At 42.6% G+C, this 20657-nt stretch carries 16 protein-coding genes and 1 riboswitch; of the genes, 1 reads left to right on the top strand and 15 read right to left on the bottom strand.

Annotated features, from left to right (window positions below):
* Positions 1 to 6: 6 nt before the first annotated feature.
* The 9 genes from recJ to FXN70_RS03880 all read right to left on the bottom strand — a co-directional run bounded on the left by recJ (position 7) and on the right by FXN70_RS03880 (position 13011).
* Positions 7 to 1713, bottom strand: a complete 1707-nt coding sequence (gene recJ / locus FXN70_RS03920; protein WP_324646186.1) for a single-stranded-DNA-specific exonuclease RecJ — start codon at positions 1711 to 1713, stop codon at positions 7 to 9.
* On the bottom strand, positions 1714 to 2373 hold the full coding sequence (pdxH, locus tag FXN70_RS03915; RefSeq protein ID WP_324646185.1) for a pyridoxamine 5'-phosphate oxidase: 660 nt from the start codon (positions 2371 to 2373) through the stop codon (positions 1714 to 1716). It abuts the gene before it with no gap.
* An 11-nt stretch (positions 2374 to 2384) separates the two neighbouring features.
* Entirely contained in the window at positions 2385 to 3713 is a 1329-nt protein-coding gene (gene glmM / locus FXN70_RS03910; protein ID WP_324646184.1) for a phosphoglucosamine mutase, read from the bottom strand.
* A 136-nt stretch (positions 3714 to 3849) separates the two neighbouring features.
* On the bottom strand, positions 3850 to 5316 hold the full coding sequence (gene guaB, locus FXN70_RS03905; protein ID WP_324646183.1) for an IMP dehydrogenase: 1467 nt from the start codon (positions 5314 to 5316) through the stop codon (positions 3850 to 3852).
* 138 nt (positions 5317 to 5454) lie between these two features.
* Positions 5455 to 6249, bottom strand: coding sequence for an MBL fold metallo-hydrolase (locus FXN70_RS03900; RefSeq protein WP_324646182.1), 795 nt, complete (start codon positions 6247 to 6249; stop codon positions 5455 to 5457).
* A 289-nt stretch (positions 6250 to 6538) separates the two neighbouring features.
* The gene (locus FXN70_RS03895; protein WP_324646181.1) at positions 6539 to 7111 is read right to left on the bottom strand and encodes a TMEM165/GDT1 family protein; all 573 of its coding nucleotides are present in this window, start codon (positions 7109 to 7111) and stop codon (positions 6539 to 6541) included.
* 73 nt (positions 7112 to 7184) lie between these two features.
* A riboswitch (yybP-ykoY riboswitch) is annotated at positions 7185 to 7331 on the bottom strand.
* A 90-nt stretch (positions 7332 to 7421) separates the two neighbouring features.
* Positions 7422 to 9383 (bottom strand): 2-oxo acid dehydrogenase subunit E2, encoded by a 1962-nt coding sequence (locus FXN70_RS03890; protein ID WP_324646180.1) that lies wholly within the window; start codon positions 9381 to 9383, stop codon positions 7422 to 7424.
* 2 nt (positions 9384 to 9385) lie between these two features.
* Positions 9386 to 12103, bottom strand: coding sequence for a pyruvate dehydrogenase (acetyl-transferring), homodimeric type (aceE, locus tag FXN70_RS03885; RefSeq protein ID WP_324646179.1), 2718 nt, complete (start codon positions 12101 to 12103; stop codon positions 9386 to 9388).
* 218 nt (positions 12104 to 12321) lie between these two features.
* Positions 12322 to 13011: a M23 family metallopeptidase gene (locus FXN70_RS03880; RefSeq protein WP_324646178.1), complete on the bottom strand. Its 690-nt coding sequence runs from the start codon at positions 13009 to 13011 to the stop codon at positions 12322 to 12324.
* 102 nt (positions 13012 to 13113) lie between these two features.
* On the opposite strand from FXN70_RS03880, the gene FXN70_RS03875 reads away from it, so the two are divergent.
* Positions 13114 to 13557: a DUF721 domain-containing protein gene (locus FXN70_RS03875; protein WP_324646177.1), complete on the top strand. Its 444-nt coding sequence runs from the start codon at positions 13114 to 13116 to the stop codon at positions 13555 to 13557.
* A 95-nt stretch (positions 13558 to 13652) separates the two neighbouring features.
* Here FXN70_RS03875 and lpxC read toward each other — a convergent pair whose 3' ends face one another.
* The 6 genes from lpxC to murC form a co-directional block, all read right to left on the bottom strand.
* On the bottom strand, positions 13653 to 14555 hold the full coding sequence (gene lpxC / locus FXN70_RS03870; RefSeq protein WP_324646176.1) for a UDP-3-O-acyl-N-acetylglucosamine deacetylase: 903 nt from the start codon (positions 14553 to 14555) through the stop codon (positions 13653 to 13655).
* Positions 14556 to 14677: 122 nt separating this feature from the next.
* The gene (gene ftsZ, locus FXN70_RS03865) at positions 14678 to 15877 is read right to left on the bottom strand and encodes a cell division protein FtsZ (protein ID WP_324646175.1); all 1200 of its coding nucleotides are present in this window, start codon (positions 15875 to 15877) and stop codon (positions 14678 to 14680) included.
* A gap of 163 nt (positions 15878 to 16040) precedes the next feature.
* Positions 16041 to 17303: a cell division protein FtsA gene (gene ftsA / locus FXN70_RS03860; protein ID WP_324646174.1), complete on the bottom strand. Its 1263-nt coding sequence runs from the start codon at positions 17301 to 17303 to the stop codon at positions 16041 to 16043.
* A gap of 64 nt (positions 17304 to 17367) precedes the next feature.
* The gene (locus tag FXN70_RS03855; RefSeq protein WP_324646173.1) at positions 17368 to 18216 is read right to left on the bottom strand and encodes a cell division protein FtsQ/DivIB; all 849 of its coding nucleotides are present in this window, start codon (positions 18214 to 18216) and stop codon (positions 17368 to 17370) included.
* A gap of 3 nt (positions 18217 to 18219) precedes the next feature.
* On the bottom strand, positions 18220 to 19149 hold the full coding sequence (locus tag FXN70_RS03850; protein WP_324646172.1) for a D-alanine--D-alanine ligase: 930 nt from the start codon (positions 19147 to 19149) through the stop codon (positions 18220 to 18222).
* A 51-nt stretch (positions 19150 to 19200) separates the two neighbouring features.
* On the bottom strand, positions 19201 to 20649 hold the full coding sequence (gene murC, locus FXN70_RS03845) for a UDP-N-acetylmuramate--L-alanine ligase (protein ID WP_324646171.1): 1449 nt from the start codon (positions 20647 to 20649) through the stop codon (positions 19201 to 19203).
* Positions 20650 to 20657 lie beyond the last annotated feature (8 nt).

The following is a 20657-nucleotide window of genomic DNA, read 5'->3' as shown; positions in this document are numbered from 1 at the left end:
TGTTTTTTATTGCGTTAAATGTAGCACTCGCAATTGCAAACGGCTTACCCCATTAAAGGTATTACGTTCCAACTCATATACCAAGTAAACTTTTTCACAGCTTGCATCAAACTCAAATTGCTCTTGTGCATTAAAAGCCAAAGCTTCTACTCGCTGTCCATTGTCTAACACCAAATTCAACTTTAAATGTTTTTCTTTTAACCAACGATGTTCTTGAATGTCAAACCATCCCTCAAACACCGGTGCAGGGAATTTTTGCCCCCACGGCCCTGCTTGCTCAATTAAATCGACCGTTGTTAATTGAAAAGCATCTGTGGGTAATTCACCATCGGTCCATAAAGTCATCTGAAATAATTCAGCATCCATCTGCTGAATATACGCCGTAAACTGCTGCTTAAATTCAGCAAAATGCTGCTTTTCGATGGTTAAACCTGCTGCTGCGGCATGCCCACCAAAATAACGGACCAAATGTGGTGATTGCTGTGCTACATATTCAATCGCATCTCGAATATGAATTCCTTCAATTGAGCGGGCTGAACCTTTTAGATGAATCCCATCTTCATCGGGTGCAAACACAATACTTGGGCGGTGAAATTGCTCTTTTAACCGCCCTGCAACAATGCCAATCACCCCTTGATGCCAATGTGGTTCAAACAACACCAAGGCTTCGGGAATACTATGATGGTCAAATTCAAGCTGTGCCAAGGCTTGCAAAGCGTCTTGCTTCATTTCAGCTTCGACTTGACGGCGCTCTAAATTTAACCCTTGTAACTGTTGGGCAATTGTATGTGCGGCACTGTAATCTTCAGCAACCAAGCATTCAATGCCAATTTGCATGCTTTCCATGCGCCCTGCTGCATTTAAACGTGGCCCAAGGACAAAACCTAAATCTTGTGCTTTTAAACTCGCAGCATCTTTCCCTGCAACATCTAATAATGCCAAGATGCCTTTACGTGCCTGTTGTTGCTGAATCCGCTTTAAACCTGCATCAACCAAAATACGGTTGTTATAATCTAGTGCCGCCACATCGGCATAAGTACCAAGCGCAACAAGGTCTAAATATTGCGTCAGCTGACTGCTGCTTTTACCTTGCTGTCGGCGCAAAGATGACAAACGTGCCAGCACATAAAATGCGACGCCCACACCTGCCAAAGCTTTACTTTCAAAATCACACCCCAATTGGTTCGGATTCACAATCGCTTCGGCATTCGGTGCCGCTTTAGTCGTCAAATGATGATCCGTTACAATCACCTGCATGCCATATTGCTGCGCCTGCGCCACACCTGCATGGCTTGAAATTCCGTTATCTACGGTAATCAGTAATTGTGGCTGAAAAGTCTGCTGCACAAGGTCAGCAATTGCAGGCGTTAAACCATAACCATATTTAAAGCGATCGGGCACAATATAATTCACCACTGCGCCCATATCCCGCAAAGCTAAAATCATCAATGCAGTACTGGTTGCACCATCAGCATCATAGTCACCCACAATCACAATTTTATGCTGGTTATCAATCGCTTGATTGATTAAATCAACAGCTTGCTCTAAACCTTTTAAATGCGGTGGCAATAAATACTGTAACTTCAATGCTAAATTTTGTGATGACTCAATGCCTCGACGTGCAAAAATATGGGCCATAAAAGGCAACATGCCCTGAAAATTTTCAGGGCTTGTCAGTAATGGGCGGGTTTGAATGTGAATATTTTTTTTCATTTAAGGCATTAAACGCTGTAATAACCACTGTCCATCGGCTTGCTGCTGATATTGCAAACGGTCATGCAAACGATTTGGACGACCTTGCCAAAATTCATATTGATCTGGCACAACGCGATAACCGCCCCAAAAATTCGGTTTTTCAAGGCTTGCCGTTGCACCGACTTGCATTTGTAGTTGATTAAAACGTTCCACCAATTGTTCACGGCTTTTAATCACACCACTTTGCGGTGTACTAATATGCGCAGCAATTTGGCTGTCATGCGGACGCTTATGGTAATAATCTGTCGATTCAGCTTCAGAAATTTGCTGAACTTTACCGCTAATGCGAATTTGACGCTCTAAGTCATGCCAATAAAATAACAATTCAACATAAGGATTTTCTGCCAAATCCTGCCCTTTTTGGCTGTCATAATTGGTATAAAAATCATAACCATTTTCAGTCGCACCGCGCAGCAATAAAGTGCGTACATGTGGGCGACCTTGTGCATTACAGGTTGCAACCGACATGGCATACGGCTCATGCACTTTGGCTTCAAGTGCATGGTTAAACCATTGCAAAAATTGCTGATGCGGATTTAGGCTGACTTGGCTTTCAAGCAATTCACCTTTTTCATAACTTAAGCGTAACTCGCTTAAGTCTTTAATCAAATCTTCCATCGAGGTTGTCCCTACGCATGTTGACGAATAGCATCGGCCAAGCTGTTGGCTAAATCAGTGACTTCTTGCTGTTGGTCACCTTCAACCATCACACGAATGACAGGTTCAGTCCCCGATTTACGAATCAATAAACGACCACGTCCTTTTAACTGCGCTTCGGCCTGATCAAATAATTCTACCAAAGCAGGAATGGCAAATGGGTCAATCATTTTGTCTAAACGAACATTCACCAACACTTGTGGGAATAACTCAAAGCCTGCAACCAATTCGTGCAAGGCTTTGTCTTGCTCAACCATAACGGTCAACACTTGCAATGCTGCAATAATAGCATCACCCGTCGTGCTTTTATCTAGCGTTAAAATATGGCCTGAAGGTTCACCACCAATCGTCCAATGGTTGTCTTCTAAAGCTTGCAACACATAACGGTCACCAACTTTTGCGCGTACAAATGGTACTTGGGCTTTTTCTAAAGCCAATTCAAGTGCCATGTTGCTCATCACTGTACCCACAATACCTGCGGGCTTTTGCTTCGCCTGTGTCGCCAAGATATATAAAATATGGTCGCCATCGATTAATTGACCATTTTTATCGACCATCACCACACGGTCAGCATCGCCATCAAAGGCAATTCCAACATCTGCTTGATGTTCAATCACTGCTTGCTGTAATTTTTCAGGATGGGTTGAACCACAGTTTTCATTAATATTTAAACCGTTTGGCTCGTTGTAAATAGTCGTTACACGCGCGCCCAATTCACGGAATACCGCAGGGCCAACGTTGTAGGCCGCACCATTGGCGCAGTCGACCACAATTCTTAAACGGCGTAAATTACAGTGGTATGGAAAAGTCGATTTACAAAATTCGATATAACGACCATTGGCATCTTTCACACGGACACTTTTACCAAGCTGCGCAGGATCATCAATCAACAGCTCTTTTTCTAATTCTTGATTAATCGCTTCTTGTAATTCATCCGGCAGTTTTTTACCCTCGTCTGAGAAAAACTTAATGCCGTTATCAAAATATGGATTGTGTGATGCCGAAATGACAATACCCGCATTGGCATGTAAAGCACGGGTTAAATGGGCAATCGCAGGTGTTGGCAGTGGCCCAAGCAAATGTACATAAACGCCCGCTGCATTTAAACCTGCTTGCAAGGCTGCTTCTAAAATATAGCCAGACAAACGCGTGTCTTTACCTAAAACAACCACAGGCTTATGTTCAGGATTTTGTTTTTTCAGTACTTTACCTGCAGCAAACCCCAATTTTAATGCGAATTCTGGCGTAATTGGAAGTTCTCCAAATTTCCCACGGATACCATCTGTACCAAAATAACTCATGCGTTTCTCACTGGTGTTAAGGTTTGTATATATGCAAACCTTTTATTATTCACAATTTGAAATACTTTACACCAAAACAAAAAAGCCGTCATGAACTGACGGCTTTTTTAAGCTTAATTTTTACGAAAAAACGCAATTAACCAACACGATAATTCGGTGCTTCTTTGGTAATCGTCACATCATGCACATGTGATTCTTTCATGCCTGCCGATGTAATTTTCACAAATTGTGCATTTTGACGTAAGTCTTCAACCGTTGCAGAACCCGTGTAACCCATTGATGAACGTAAACCGCCCATCATTTGGTGTACAATTGCGCTCATTGGGCCTTTGTAAGGTACGCGACCTTCAATGCCTTCAGGAACTAATTTTTCTGCACCTGCTTTGGCATCTTGGAAATAACGGTCAGCAGAACCTGATGAACCCGCCATTGCACCCAAAGAACCCATACCACGGTAAGACTTGTAGTAACGACCTTGGAAGAATTCAACTTCACCCGGTGCCTCTTCAGTACCTGCCATTAAAGAACCAACCATAATGGTGCTTGCACCAGCCGCTAATGCTTTAGCCAAATCACCCGAGAAGCGAATACCACCATCAGCGATTAATGGGATTTGTTCTTTTAGGGCATTGGCAACGTTATCAATAGCTGAAATTTGCGGAACGCCAATACCTGCAACAATACGGGTGGTACAAATTGAACCTGGACCAATACCCACTTTTACAGCATCTGCACCTGCATCAAGCAATGCCAATGCAGCATCACCTGTTGCAATATTACCGCCAATCACTTGTACTTGCGGGAAGTTTTGCTTCACCCAACGTACACGTTCAATTACACCCGCAGAGTGGCCGTGGGCAGTATCCACCACAATCACGTCAGCACCCGCTTCAACCAATGCTTCAACACGCGCAGGCGTTTCTGCACCAGTACCAACCGCAGCACCCACACGTAAACGACCTAAATCATCTTTACAGCTATTTGGGAACGACTCGGCTTTACGGAAATCTGTCACCGTAATTAAGCCTTTTAATACATTGTTGTCATCAACAACCAAGACTTTTTCAATGCGATGCTTTTGTAACAACGCCTGAATATTTTCTTTTGACTCGCCTTCTTTGACGGTAACAAGACGGTCTTGCGGCGTCATAATGTTACTTACAGGCTGCTCAAGATTGGTTTCGAAGCGGGTGTCACGACCTGTAACAATACCAACCACTTTACCATCTTGAACCACAGGCACACCGCTAATATTGTTAGCATGCGTAATCGCAAGCAACTCACGTACTGGTGTATTTGGTGTCACCGTAATAGGGTCTTTCACCATACCTGCTTCAAACTTTTTCACACGGCGTACTTCTGCCGCTTGTGCAGCAATATCCATGTTTTTATGCAAGATACCGATACCACCGTTTTGCGCCATAGCAATTGCCATGCGTGACTCGGTCACCGTATCCATTGCAGCAGAAACAAGTGGAATATTTAACTGGATGCCACGCGTTAAGCGCGAGCGAAGAGAAACATCTTTTGGAAGAACAGTAGAATAGGCAGGGACTAATAAGACATCATCGAAGGTTAACGCTTCTTGAACGATGGTCAACATAACAAGCTCATTGGTAAATTCCGTGGGCTATTATAAACAAATTTTTGTTCAAATTGCATGTTCATCGAAATGAAAATCTGTAAAAAGCAATTTTTTTGTTTTTACAGATGTTCATTTTCATGTACTTCTCGCTTTAAATTACTGCGGAATACTAAAAACATTTTCATTCATTAAGTCGATACCACACGGCAATTGCTCAATCCAATCTAAAAATTGGTTCACCTGTGCTTTGCCGATAAATGCAGCGCCGTGCTGCGGCACAATCATTTCAACATCTAACTCTCGTACCATATTAACCCACAAACGGATAATTTTATTGCTACACATATAGCGTTGATGAAAGCCCTTCATTTTGGGGATATGTGCATTAAAATCAACAATTTCAGCATCTGCATGTTCAACAATCGATGCGCCCATATCGCCCGAAAATAAAATCTTGGCAATAGGATCATAAAACTGAAAATTTCCAACTGAATGTAGAAAATGGGCAGGAATTGCCAATAAATCACTTAACCCCAAGCGCAAACGCTGCCCTTGATCAGATAATTCTATTAAACGCTCTTCCCAATTGCCTTTCATGCGTTCACTCATAAAAGATGAACTTAAATGCGGTAAAAAGCGCGCCCAAAGTTTCGATGCGACAATTTTCGCGTCGGTATAGACCAACCAACGCGGCATAGAAGTAATGATGTCAGGGTCTTGATGCGATGCCATCACATAATCTAAATTTTTCAGTTTGGTATATTTATTGAGTTCCATCGTTAACGGCACATAGGTTAAGTCACCACCTGGGTCTAATACCGCTGCTCGGTCATGATCAATAATCAAAAATTGATTGGCCTGAATACCCTCACCCACCACCAAACTACTAAAACGAATACATTTATGTGTGCCATTATCATAAAGCACTTGCGATGTGGTACGTTCGAACATCTTCCCCAACCCTAAAGAAATAAATATTTTATTATTCCATATAAAATATATGGGATTAGATCAAGATACAATCGCTTTAGTTATTTTTTCTACGTTTCCTCGTTCAATAAAATAAATATCGTTTAGAAATAAACCAAAACTTACTCAGAATTTTTGTTTGGAGCAGTAAACCTTGTTATAAACACAATTTTTAGCAATCACAGCTCAAATAAAAAAGACCATAAAAATGGTCTTTTTTATTCTAGTTTATTGTCTTATGCTCTTGAGCAATGTACAACAAATCACTGTTTTACCAATAATGCTGTGCCAGCGTCGCTACACCTACCGCAAGGAAAATAAAAGCACCAACTTTATGAATCAAGGCAATTGGAAGTTTATCGGCAAGTTTATTTCCAATAAATACCGCAGGGCCATCGGCTAACATCATGCCTGCTGTAGTACCAAGCATCACCCAAAACACGCTGTCAAAACGTGCGGCAAGTGCGACCGTTGCTATTTGGGTTTTATCGCCAATTTCAGCCAAGAAAAATAAAATGAAGGTTGCACCAAACACACCAAAACGCTGCCATTTAGCAATCGCATCATCTTCTTCATCAATTGAATCTGGAATGAGCATCCAAATTGCCATACCAATAAAGCCCATTGCCAAAATCCAAATCATCACGGTTGGATTCACAACAGTCGTCAACCATTGTCCAAGCACCGCAGAAACACCATGATTCAGCGTGGTGGCAGCCAAAATAGCAATTAAGATTGGAATTGGTTTACGAAAACGTGCGGCAAGTAACAATGCAAGAAGCTGGGTTTTATCGCCAATCTCTGAAACAAGAACAGTTACAAGAGAAAAAAGAAAGACCATCATATGTGTTTTCTCTGGCTAGCAAAATTTGCCCATGATTTATCTCTCCTGCTAGCCAAAATCTGCAGAGCGATAAATCAAAGGTCTTGCCAACAAAAGATTGCTTTTTTAATTAAGCACATTTGGTTCTTTGCTATGATGACCATGTTCGGTGGAACAAGTATGTTGATCATCATCTATTTACCGAAGTAAATAGCGGCTACTCCCCAATGAAGTAACATTGATTATATAAGATTCAGCAAAGTTTTCAATTCATTTTGCATAAAAAAACCCCGCCAAAGCGAGGTTTTTAATTCAATTCAAAAAAGGTGAATTACAACAATAAGCTACGAATGTCTTGCAACAATTTGGTCAGCTTATTGGTAAAACGTGCAGCATCTGCACCATTAATCACACGATGATCGTAAGACAATGACAAAGGCAACATGAGGCGTGGATCAAAATCTTTACCATTCCAAACTGGCTGCATGGTTGCAGGTGAGATACCTAAAATCGCAACTTGTGGCCAATTTACCAATGGGGTAAATGCCGTTCCACCAATCGCACCTAAGCTTGAAATAGTGAAGTTTGCGCCTTGCAGGTCTTTCGGAGATAACTTTTTGTCACGTGCTTTTTGACCCAACACACCCAATTCCACCGCAATTTGCTTAATGGTTTTTTGGTCTGGATTACGCAGTACAGGAACTGTTAAACCATCTGGGGTTGCAACCGCAATGCCCATATGGATTTCGTTACGCAATAACACCGATTTACCATCATCTGCCAAATGGCCTGCAAATTCACGTTCTTCTTTCAGCAAATGTGCAACCGCTTTGATGATGAATGCCATAATGGTTAGGCTAATACCATCTTTCTTAAAGTTGCCTTTAAGGTCATTACGCCATGCTTCAAGTTCAGTAATATCGGCAAGGTCAAATTGCGTTACTTGTGGAATGAAGTTATTCAACGACAATTGTGGAATCGACACTTGCTGTAAACGCGTCAATGCTTTTTCTTCTACACCACCAAAAGCGGTGAAGTCAGGCAATGACGGTAAGCCTGAAGCTACGGCTGCCGCCGCTGCTTTTGGTGCTTCAACAGGCGCAGTTAAACGTTGTTTCACATAAGCAAATACGTCGTCTTTCATGATACGGCCATGGTGCTCACCAGAGGTGGTCACTTGTGCCAATACCACACCTAACTCACGCGCAAGTTTACGTACCGCAGGGCCTGCATATACTTTAGCATTGGCAGCTTGCTGTTCTTTGCTTAACTTTTCTGCTGGATGCGAAGCCGCAGAAACAGGTGCAGCAGTTTTTTCTACAACAGGTGCTTGTGCAGCTGGCGCGGCTTTCGCAACTTGAGCAGCAGGCGCTGATGCAACTGGTGCCGAACCTTTCACTTCAATGGTTGCGAGTGCCAAACCTTGTGACACTTGTTGGCCTGCTTGTAAGTGAATAGCTTTCACCACACCCGCAACAGTACTTGGTACTTCAACCGTTGCTTTGTCTGATTCAACTACCACAATGCTTTGGTCAACTTCAACCGTATCGCCGACTTGAATGAGAATCTCAGCCACAACAGCTTTATCTACACCCAAGTCAGGTACAGTCATTTCAACATCGCCCGCAGGTTGTGCAGGTGCGCTTGCTACAGGTGCAACAGGCGCTTGTGGTTGTGCCGTAGCAACCGATTCAGCAGCTTGAGCTTGAGGTGCAGCCGCAGCAGAGGCTGTAGTTTTCACCGTCATTAAAACCACGCCTTCTTTGACGCTATCACCTGCATTTACCGCAATACTTTCTACAGTACCTGTCACAGTACTCGGCACTTCTACCGAAGCTTTATCCGACTCAAGCAAAACAAGACTGTCATTTTCGCTAATCTGATCGCCAACTTTGACCAATAGCTCAGCCACCAAGGCTTTTTCAACACCAATGTCAGGTACTTGAACTTCAATTACTTGCGATGCTGTTGCAGTCGGTGCAGCAGCAGGCACTTCAACTTTTGCAGTTTCAGCTACAGGTGCTGGTGCTGCAACAACGGGCGCTTCGGCTGTGACGGAAGCTGCACCTTGTGCTTCAAGTTCAATCAACACCGTGCCTTCAGCCACGTTGTCGCCTTCTTTAACCAAAATGGCTTTCACCACCCCTGCCGAAGTGCTTGGCACTTCAACAGAGGCTTTGTCTGACTCAAGTAAAATAACGCTATCATTTTCCGAAATCGTATCGCCCACTTTCACCAAAATTTCGGCAACAGTTGCTTTATCTACACCAATATCAGGCGTTGTGATGTGCATAATTACTTCTCCTCACCTGTTTGTGTTTCTTGGTAAGCGGCAACAGCTTGCACTTCGGGATGCTCTTGAGGTGCCCAAGCCACTGGACGATCTGTATCAATTTCGAAGCTTGAAATGGCATCTTTAACTAAACGCGCATCTACTTCGCCTTCATCGGCTAATTTTTTCAAGGTTGCAACCACAATGTGCGCTGCATCTACACCAAAGTAGCTACGTAATTTGGCACGTGAATCTGAGCGACCATAACCATCTGTACCCAATGCAACAAATGGACGATTGTCTGGCAAATATGCACGAATTTGTTCGCTATAGGCACGCATATGGTCTGTTGCAGATACCACAATACCTTTCGTATCACGAAGTTGTTGCGCAACCCATGATTCTTTGGTCTCTTCCGACATTGGATGTAAGCGATTGTATTCTTCACATGCCATACCATCACGTGCAAGTTCGTTGAAACTTGTTACGCTAAAGACGTTCGAATGAATTTGGTATTCGTCACGTAAAATTTGTGCCGCTTTAATCACTTCACGCAGAATGACACCTGAACCCATCAATTGAACCGTTGCTTTTGAATCTTCTTGCAACAAGTACATCCCACGTTTGATGCCTTCTTCAGCATCTTCTGGCATTTCAGGATGCTCGTAGTTTTCGTTCATTACGGTTAAGTAATAGAAAATACGTTCTTGGTTGACATACATACGTTGTAAGCCGTCATGTACAATCACAGCCAATTCATAGCCAAAACATGGATCATACGACACACAGTTTGGAATGGTGTTGGCAAGAATGTGTGAATGACCATCTTGGTGTTGTAAACCTTCACCATTTAGTGTGGTACGACCTGCGGTTGCACCCAACAAGAAACCTTGTGCTTGTGCGTCACCTGCGGCCCATGCAATATCGCCAATACGTTGGAAACCAAACATTGAGTAATACATGTACATTGGAATCATTGGCAAGTTATTGGTTGAATAACTGGTCGCCAACGCAGCCCATGCACTCATCGCGCCGGCTTCGTTAATGCCTTCTTGCAACATATGACCATCTTTGGCCTCACGATAATGCATTAACTGTTCTTGGTCTTCAGGGGTATATTTTTGACCGTGCGCGGCATAAATACCTAACTGACGGAACATCCCTTCTAAACCAAAAGTACGCGCTTCATCTGGAACAATGGGTACAACACGGTCTTTAATCGCTTTTTCTTTTAGTAGTGAAGCAATTAAACGTACCATCACCATAGTCGTTGACTGCTCTTTACCATTTGAGCCTTTTAACACGGCATCAAATACAGACAGCTCAGGAATATCTAACACTTCACTTTCTTTACGACGTGCAGGTAAATAACCACCCAAGGCTTCACGACGTGCTTTCATATATTTCAATTCAGGCGAATTTTCGCTTGGACGATAGAAAGGTACATCAACTAGCTCTTCATCACTGATTGGCAAGTTAAAACGGTCACGCACATATTTCAACGATTCAATTTGCATCTTTTTGATTTGATGCGTTTTATTTACCGCTTCAATTTCTTCAGACAAGCCATAACCTTTCACAGTTTTCGCTAGGATTACGGTTGGCTGACCTTTAGCAGTTGTTGCTTCTGCATAGGCTGCAAAGACTTTATATGGGTCATGACCACCACGATTCAGACTATCAATATCTTCATCGCTTAAATCTTTAACTAATTCAGCTGCTTCTGGGTATTTACCAAAGAATTTTTCACGGGTATATGCACCGCCTTTCACTTGGTAACGTTGGTATTCACCATCCACTGTTTCTTCCATAACAGCTTTAAGTGCGCCCGATTTGTCTTTTGCTAACAATGGATCCCAATGGCGACCCCAAACAACTTTAATCACACGCCAACCTGCGCCACGGAATAATGACTCAAGTTCTTGCATGATTTTACCGTTACCACGTACAGGACCATCAAGACGCTGTAAGTTACAGTTTACTACCCAAATAAGGTTGTCTAACTTTTCACGGCCTGCAAGTGAAATTGCACCTGTACTTTCTGGCTCATCCATTTCACCGTCGCCTAAGTAAGCCCAGACTTTACGGTTTTCTTCTTTAATCAATCCACGGTTCATCAAGTATTTTTGAATGTGCGCTTGGTAAATCGACATGATTGGACCAAGACCCATAGATACCGTTGGGAACTGCCAATAGTCAGGCATTAAATAAGGATGCGGGTAACTCGGAATCCCGACACCATCGACTTCACGACGGAAATTATTTAAATGCTCTTCAGTCAAACGACCTTCAAGGAATGAACGTGCATAAATACCCGGTGCACAGTGCCCTTGATAATAAATCATATCACCGCCAAAACTTTCGCTATTGGCACGGAAGAAATGGTTAAAACCAACATCATACAATGTCGCTGAAGATGCAAAACTCGCCAAATGGCCACCTAAGTCATCGCCCGTTTTATTGGCACGTAACACCATTGCCAACGCATTCCAACGAATAAGTGCACGAATACGACGTTCCATATCTTGGTCACCCGGCATTGCAGGTTCTTCTTGTACAGAAATGGTATTCAAATATGGCGTATTGAGACGCTGAATAGGCACATGTTTTGCGATAGCACGTTGATAAAGCTTTTCTAATAAGAATGCTGCACGGTCCGTCCCCATATGCTGTAAAACTGAATCAAAAGCATCTTCCCATTCTAGGGTTTCCTGTGCGTCAGAATCACCATAATAGGCCATATTCCACCTTTCCTTAATCATTATAAAAAAACCCGTTATTTTTACCATGTTTTGGGGGCAAGAAGTTATGGCTAGTTTTAAATATCAATACATATGTGCATTTTAACAGGAAATGATGCTTGCTTTTTAAGCAATTAAATGTAAAAAATCGCCTAACTAGGCGACTTTAACAAGAGGATGACATGTTTTGAGGTTTTTACATCATCATTACAATTGGATTACGGCAGCATCGCAAGATAAGTACTTGGGTTCTTACGTGTACCATCTTTTACGACTTCGAAATGTAAATGCGGGCCTGTACAACGTCCTGTGCAGCCAACTTTGGCAATTTCTTCGCCTGGAGTGACGCGATCTCCCACACTCACAAGCACACGAGAAGCATGGCCATAACGGGTAATAAACCCATTACCATGATTCACTTCAACAAACTGACCATAACCATTTACCCAACCTGCACGCGTCACAATACCTGCGCCTGCTGCATAAATAGGTGTGCCACTTGGGGCAGATAAATCTACACCTTCGTGCGGACGTGTTGTGCCAAGCAAACTACGCATGCCAAATTCAGAAGACACGCGCACCATATCGGGTAATGGATTCGCTTTCATCCATGACTCGCCATTAGCAACTTTACCGCTAGATATAACAGAAGATGGATATTTTTTAAGAGAATTATTATTAAAAGTGACTGTTTTTGCGTCTTGCTGACGCAATTTAATGTTCATTTTTGTGGTTGGCGCTGCAGACGTTTCATCTACTTCTGCATTATAAGAACCGGTTGAAATGGTACGTGTTAATTGTTCTAATTGTGCAGTTGAAGAAGTAGGAGATGATTTAAGATCAATTAAATCTGCAAAGACCACAGGGGTCGTGACCAACATTGAAAATGCCAATAAAATACGTCGCATAAAAACCTCTAAAAATGCTACAAAAAATTAAACCCAATCTTTTACACTTGTTTCAGATGTTATCGCTGTTCTAAGATGAATACAGCAAGATAGGTATACGTAATGTCTCAGCCCACTAATATTTTTCAGTCTAAGCAAAAACAAGCACGAACAGGTCATTTAAATCAACTTGTTCATCAGGTCGGTTATTGGCAAAAGTTAAGCCAACAAATCCAACCTATTTTACCTCAACCTGAAAATTGGCAAATAGCATGCTATCAGCACGGTGTTTTAATCATTACAGGCGAAAACCAAGCCATGATTAGTCAACTCGGTTATTTACAACAGCACTACGTCGCACAACTTGCGCTATTACCCGCATTTAAAGATCTGCAAAAAATTCAAGTACGGTTACGCATTACAAAAGAACCCGTGATCATTCAGCCACAGCAAGAAGCTCATCCTGTTTCGATTGAAACACAACAAATGTTACAAGGTGCTGCTGAGTTTATAAACGACTCTAAGCTTAGCCAAGCCATGCGGCGTTTGGCAAGTGTTATAAAATAACAATTGAAAAACTAACGTAAATCTTCATCAGATGCAAGTAAAGAAAAGCTGAATAATGGCATAAAATGCCACTAATCTCGCTGCAATTGTAGGAATTAGCTCACATTTACATAAGGAATTGGACATTGATCGATATCATCAAATGTTACAATTTCATAACTACTCGGGTCATCTTTTACCTGACGTAGCAATTGGTTATTCAGTGCATGTCCAGATTTATAGGCATCAAACTTGGCAATAATTTGATGTCCAAGCAAATATAAGTCTCCAACCGCATCTAAAATTTTATGTCGCACAAATTCATCATCATAGCGTAGCCCCTCTTCATTCACTACACCTGTATCATCTACTCCAATTGCATTTTCAAGACTTGCACCTAGGGCCAAATTGTTGGCTTTTAAAAAATCTAAATCTTTCATAAAACCAAAAGTTCGCGCATCACTAACTTCATAAACAAAAGTTTCAGTCGAAAAATCGATGGTTGCTGACTGGTATTCTTTGGCGAATGCTGGATGATCAAAATCGATGGTGAAATTTAGCTGAAAGCCAGAATGAGGTGAAAATGCCGCACGCTTATCGGCAATCGTTGCTTCAATAGGTTTTAAAATTTTAATAAATTTTTTCGGTGCATCTTGTTCGACCAAACCACCTTGCATGAGTAGATAAATAAATGGCCCTGCACTACCATCCATAATCGGGACTTCCGATGCAGAAACTTCAACAATTAAGTTATCAATACCGAGTGCAGCAATTGCACTCATCACATGCTCAACCGTACCTACTTTGGCATCTTCTCGAACCAAATTCGAGCACATAAAGGCTTCTTGAATCAACATCGCGTCTGCTGGCAAGTCAATTGCGGGGTTTAAATCGATACGACGAAACACGATTCCAGAGTCAACCGTATGCGGCACAAAATTAATCATGACTTTTTGCCCGCTGTGCAAGCCAATACCACTGGCTTTAACAACACGCTTGAGAGTACGTTGCTTCAACATCTGGACGGTCTTCTACCTTTACAAACCGCTAAAGATTAGCACATTTAAGCATTGATAAAAAATAAAAAGGCAGGTTAATTACCCCTGCCTTTTTCTATAAAGCCAATTGTTTTTTTCAATACTTACTTACTTTGTTGTTTTTTCAAGTAATCTTGAATACTCATTGGGCTTGGACGGCCAGAATTTACCGATGTAGCAGCAGTTGGTGCAGCCACACTTTCTGGTTGATTTTGACGCTGAATTGCAGGAATGTCATCTTCAGTAACCGCTTGAGATGTATGCGCATGGCTTGCAACTGTACTGTGCTGTGCAGCAGCAGCCTTACGTCGTGCATCTTGATTATTGGCATTACGCGTTAAACCTGTTGCAATCACAGTCACACGAATTTCATCGCGTGCGTCCGGATCAAATACCGTACCAAAGAACACTTCGCCTTCGTCTAAATCGACAATCTGATTCACAACATCAGTAATAATTTGGGTTTCGCGCAAAGTCACATCATTACCGCCAGTGATGTTAATCAACACCCCTTTGGCATTCATAATATTCACATTATCAAGCAATGGACTACGAATAGCTAAACGCGCCGCTTCTTCTGCACGCTCAGGGCCTGAGCTTTTACCTTCACCCATCATGGCATAACCACGTGTACTCATTGCAGTTTTTAAGTCAGCAAAGTCAAGGTTAATGTGCCCTGGACGTACCACTAAGTCAAAGATACTACGTACAGCATTTAGTAAAACATCATCCGCTTTTTTGTAAGCATCTTGCATCGAAATGTCGCCATAGACATTTAATAAACGCTCATTTGGAATAATGATTAAAGAGTCAACAAATTGCTCAAGCGCTTCAATGCCTTTTTCAGCAGACTTTTGACGACGACGACCTTCAAAGTTAAATGGCGTGGTCACCACACCTACGGTCAACAGACCCATTTCTTTCGCAACTTCAGCCACGACAGGCGCAGCGCCAGTACCCGTACCACCACCCATACCTGCGGTCACAAAAACCATATCAGCACCTTCTAAATGCTGACGGATTTGTTCACGACTTTCTTCTGCGGCAATTTGCCCAACTTCAGGATTTGCGCCCGCACCTAAACCACGCGTGCTTTGTTCGCCAAGCTGAATTTTAAAAGGTGCATTCATACGATCAAGGGCTTGTTTATCTGTATTGGCACAAACAAACTTTACACCTTTAATATCGGATTGAACCATGTGCTGTACGGCATTACCACCACCACCACCTACACCAAATACAGTGAAACGGGCTTGGCCGTTACCATCGGTTTGTTCTTCGTCTAAAAATTCAAATGAGGCCATGACCTTGAGTGTTCCTAATGCTTATTGGCAGCCACTTGAGCCCGTATACTGCCTAAAACGTCAATATAAAATACAATTTTAGGATGCTGTGTATCAGCTCTATTTGTCAAGTATAGAGCCTTTTACTTACAACTTCCCAACAATACTCATTATTTAAACAAACTTAGAAAATGGATTTCAACTTATTATTTAAAGAATCCCAACCATTTTTTAATCGTGACATCACTTTACGGCTTGGTGTCACCTCTACAATTTCCATTGCATCGGGTGTTTCACCTTGGCTATACATCAACAAACCTGCAGCTGTTGCATATTGTGAACGTCTTAATGCTGCTAAATGTGCATCATCTGCTGTCACTTGTAAAGGAGGATTTCCAAGATGTGCTGAAACACCTAACATCCGTCGAGTAAAATTCACCATACCTTCAATTTGACACACATCACCGGTTAACACCACGCCATGATATAAACCATGTATTGCGCCTGTTTGAATTAAATCAGCATGAATCGTTCTAAAAATTTCTTCATAACGTGCAATGATAATTTCACTGAGTTCAATCCGACTAATAGTTTGTGGGCCTTCAATCCCCTGCACATTAATCATGTGGTCAGGTTTCACAGCATTTAAGTCAACACAACCATGTAAAACTTTAATCCGTTCCGCTTCATCTGTGGTCATTTGCAATACTGCGGCAATATCACGGGTTACATGCTCACCACCAACCGCATAAGTTTTAGATAAAGCCAAACGCCCATCTAAATAAACAGCAACATTGGTCGTACCTGCACCAATATCGACTAAACACACGCCATAATCTTTTTCATCTTGCAACAAACTAGCTTCAGCAGTCGCAAGACCCGATACGACCATCCGCTCAACCCCAACATTCGCACCTTTCATGGCACGGTCTAGGTTTTGCATCGTACTCAGCGGAAGCATCATCAATTGATAATGCCCTGTAATGCTTTGTGCAGCCATATGAATTGGATTCGTTACCCATTGCTCGGTATTATCTAGCTCAAAGCCTAAAGGAACTGCACTAATTAAATAGTGGTCGGCCTCAATATGACTGGCTTTGGCAAGCTCTAAAGCACGCACGACTTCATTGGTGGTAATGATCTGTTCTGGGTTTGCAATCGGTGTACGCCCAACAGCATAGTAACTTTTTAGATCAGTGCTTGGAATTGATACCCATGCAGAATGCACGCGACATTCCGCCATATTTTCTGCTTCTGAAACGGCATTTTTAATGGCAGAAATAACTTTATCTAAATTAACAATTTTTCCTTTACTCATGCCACGGTTACGGGCAGTTGCCATACCGACAACCTGAATATTATCAGGAGCATGCACTTTAGCAATCAAGACTGAAACTTTATGTGTCCCGATGTCTATTGCCACAACTGAGGGAACAGCTTCACTCATTCTTCACGACCACTTATCATCTAATTTAATTATGGCTTAACGCCTGTTTTTGATTTAAACCGTATTATGGCGCGACAGGCGCTTTGCCTGCAACGCTCGGCTCCAAATTTGTTAGCACAAATTGCCCATGTGAAACAGGTGCAACCCCTTTCCACTGAATCGCAAGCCCGTTGCGATAACGTAAATCCAATGTCACAATTTGTGACCAAACAGGTTGTAAATCTTTGCCTGCCAAATCACTTAACCGTTGTAACTTACTCATGGTTTGATCTTGATCAACAATCACTCTTAACCCAGAATCAAACTGCATAAACCATGTCATACGGTCTGTTAAGTACAACTCTTTTAAATGCAAATTAAATGGTTTAAACAACCGATTAATTTCATTATAACGGCGCATCATCAGTTGAGCTTGGCTAATCGGCCCATGTAGCAAAGGTAAATCTGCATGAGACTGTATCACAGCTTCACTAAACACGTCACCGCTGTCACTCAATAACCGCCCTGTACCCCACCGTGCAATTCCATGCTTCGGAATGACCCGCACGCGAATGGCATTTGGCCATGCGCGTGACACCACAACACGCTCCACCCATGACACCTGTAAAGCTCGATCGCGAATTTGCTCTAAATCGGAGGTGAAATAATTGCGCTGCATAATTGGTTGTACTTCGGCTATCACCTGCTGCGTTTGAATCGAGCTGTCCGTTCCCACAACTTCAAGATCAGCAACACGCGCATCGGTAATGACTTTATATAACCCATAAATACCCACAATGAATACTATGGTTGCAATTATTAACAATAACCATCCGCCTACGTTCAGTAATTTTTCTGAACGGGTCGGTGGTTTTTCATGGATCGACGTCACCGCCGCACGTTTGCGACGCATTGAAGCAGGGAGTTGCGCCATAAATTAGCGAGCCGTTTGAGTTAAGGTTTGTTCAAGAATTGCCACACACAGTTGGTCAAAATCATAACCCACCGCTTGTGCTGCTTTTGGCACAAGCGAATGACTAGTCATGCCCGGTACGGTATTCACTTCAAGCAACCAAAAATTGCCTTGTTCATCTTGCATCGCATCAATTCGCCCCCAACCGCTTGCACCAACAGCTTGAAAAGCCCGCAAGGTCAGTTGTTGTAATTGTTGCTCTTCATCCGCACTCAAACCGCATGGAATCCCATATTCAACGTCATTGCGCTGATATTTAGCGGCATAATCATAAAATGCTACATCCGCAGGCGGCTGCAAACGAATCACAGGTAAAGGCTGATCATTTAAGAATGAAATGGTGAACTCACGTCCTGTAATCCATTTTTCTGCCATAACAACCGCATCATGCTGAGTTGCTTTTGCCAATGCCGCAGCAAAATCTTCGGCTTTTTCAACTTTACTCATGCCTACACTTGAACCTTCATGCACAGGCTTAATAATCAGTGGCAAGCCTAACTCAGCAACCACTGCGTTTAAGTCAGTATCTGCACTCACAATGCGATAAGGCGCAGTTGGTAATTCAGAACCTTGCCAAATTTGCTTGGTTTTAACTTTGTCCATGCCAATTGCAGAGCCTTGTACACCTGTACCAGTATAAGGAAGATTCAGCCATTCAAGCACACCTTGAATCTGACCATCTTCCCCACCACGCCCATGTAACACAATAAAAGCGCGGTCAAATCCAACCAACTCAGTCACGCTGCGTTGCTGAGGGTCAAAAGCATGTGCATCTACCCCTGAACGTAACAGCGCATCTAACACTGCTTGACCACTTTCTAAAGAAACTTCACGTTCTGCTGAACGACCACCAAATAAGACTGCGACTTTGCCGAATTTTGCTGCATCTGACACGTTTATTATCCTTAAATTAAGCTCATCATTTTTAAGTTATGCGGATCAAAGTTATTTTAAAAATAACTGTTTTTGCGCCAATTCAACCGAAATTGCACCGACATTTCCTGCACCTTGGGTGAGCAATAAATCATTCGGTTGTAACACTTGTTGCATCACATTTTCAATATTGCCGTCTACAGGGTCAATCAAAATTGGCTCGACCTGACCACGTAAACGAATACTGCGTGCCAACGAGCGACTATCTGCACCAACAATTGGTTTCTCACCCGCAGCATAAACCTCAAGCAGCAATAATTGATCAACCTGAGACAACACTTCAATAAAGTCGTCAAAACAATCACGTGTACGGCTAAAACGATGCGGTTGGAACATCATCACTAAACGGCGGTCTGGATGGCTTTGACGTGCCGCTTTAATGGTCGCTTCCACCTCTTTGGGATGATGTCCATAGTCATCAACTAACTTCACATTGCCTTTACCCAATGCAAACTCACCTTGCACCTGAAAACGGCGACCAACACCACTAAAACCTTCTAATGCACGGCCAATTGCTGCATCAGAAACGCCTTCATCGGTTGCAATTCCAATTGCGGCCAAAGCATTCAAAATATTGTGCAAGCCGGGTTGATTAATGGTTAAACGTAATGGCTCACGCCCTTTACGCAGCACGGTAAAATGCGATTGCATGCCATCTTGATCGACATCTACTGCGCGAATATCGTTATCTTCGTTAAAACCATAGGTCAAAGTGGGACGACCAAAACGTGGCATAATTTCACGCACATTGGCATCGTCGCCACATACCACAGCTAAACCATAAAACGGCAAGTTATGGATAAAATCGACAAAGGTGTCTTTTAGTTTATCAAAACTGCCTTCATAGGTATCCATATGGTCGGCATCGACATTGGTAATGATGGCAGCCATAGGTTGTAAATACAAAAATGAAGCATCGGACTCATCGGCTTCTGCCACAATATAACGGCTTGCGCCAAGCGCAGCATTTACGCCAGTACGATTCAACAAACCGCCAATCACATAGGTCGGATCAAGATTTTCTTCTGCCAACATGGTCGTGAGCAAACTAGTTGTTGTAGTTTTACCGTGTGTTCCTGCAACTGCAATTCCGTGGCGATAGCGCATTAATTCACCGAGCATTTCGGCACGGCGTACCACAGGCATACGCTGTTCTAACGCAAATTTCACTTCAGGATTTTCAGGATCAATTGCGGTTGAAACCACTAGTACATCAACTGCTTTTAAATTCTCAGCACTGTGCCCTATATAAACCTTAATGCCTTTTTCTTCTAAATGTGCAGTGGTCTTAGAGGCTTTAATGTCTGAACCAGAAACTTTGTAGCCTTGGTTTTTGAGCACTTCTGCGATACCGCACATACCTGCACCACCAATTCCCACAAAGTAAATGTGTTTGATACGGCGCATTTCAGGAATTTTAATCAGTTTCTTCGCTTGATCGGCAGGGCTTACTGGTGACATACAATACT

The sequence above is a fragment of the Acinetobacter sp. MD2 genome (genome assembly GCF_035615575.1).
Classification (GTDB): Bacteria; Pseudomonadota; Gammaproteobacteria; order Pseudomonadales; family Moraxellaceae; genus Acinetobacter.
This window is presented reverse-complemented; position numbering and strand designations above follow the sequence as displayed.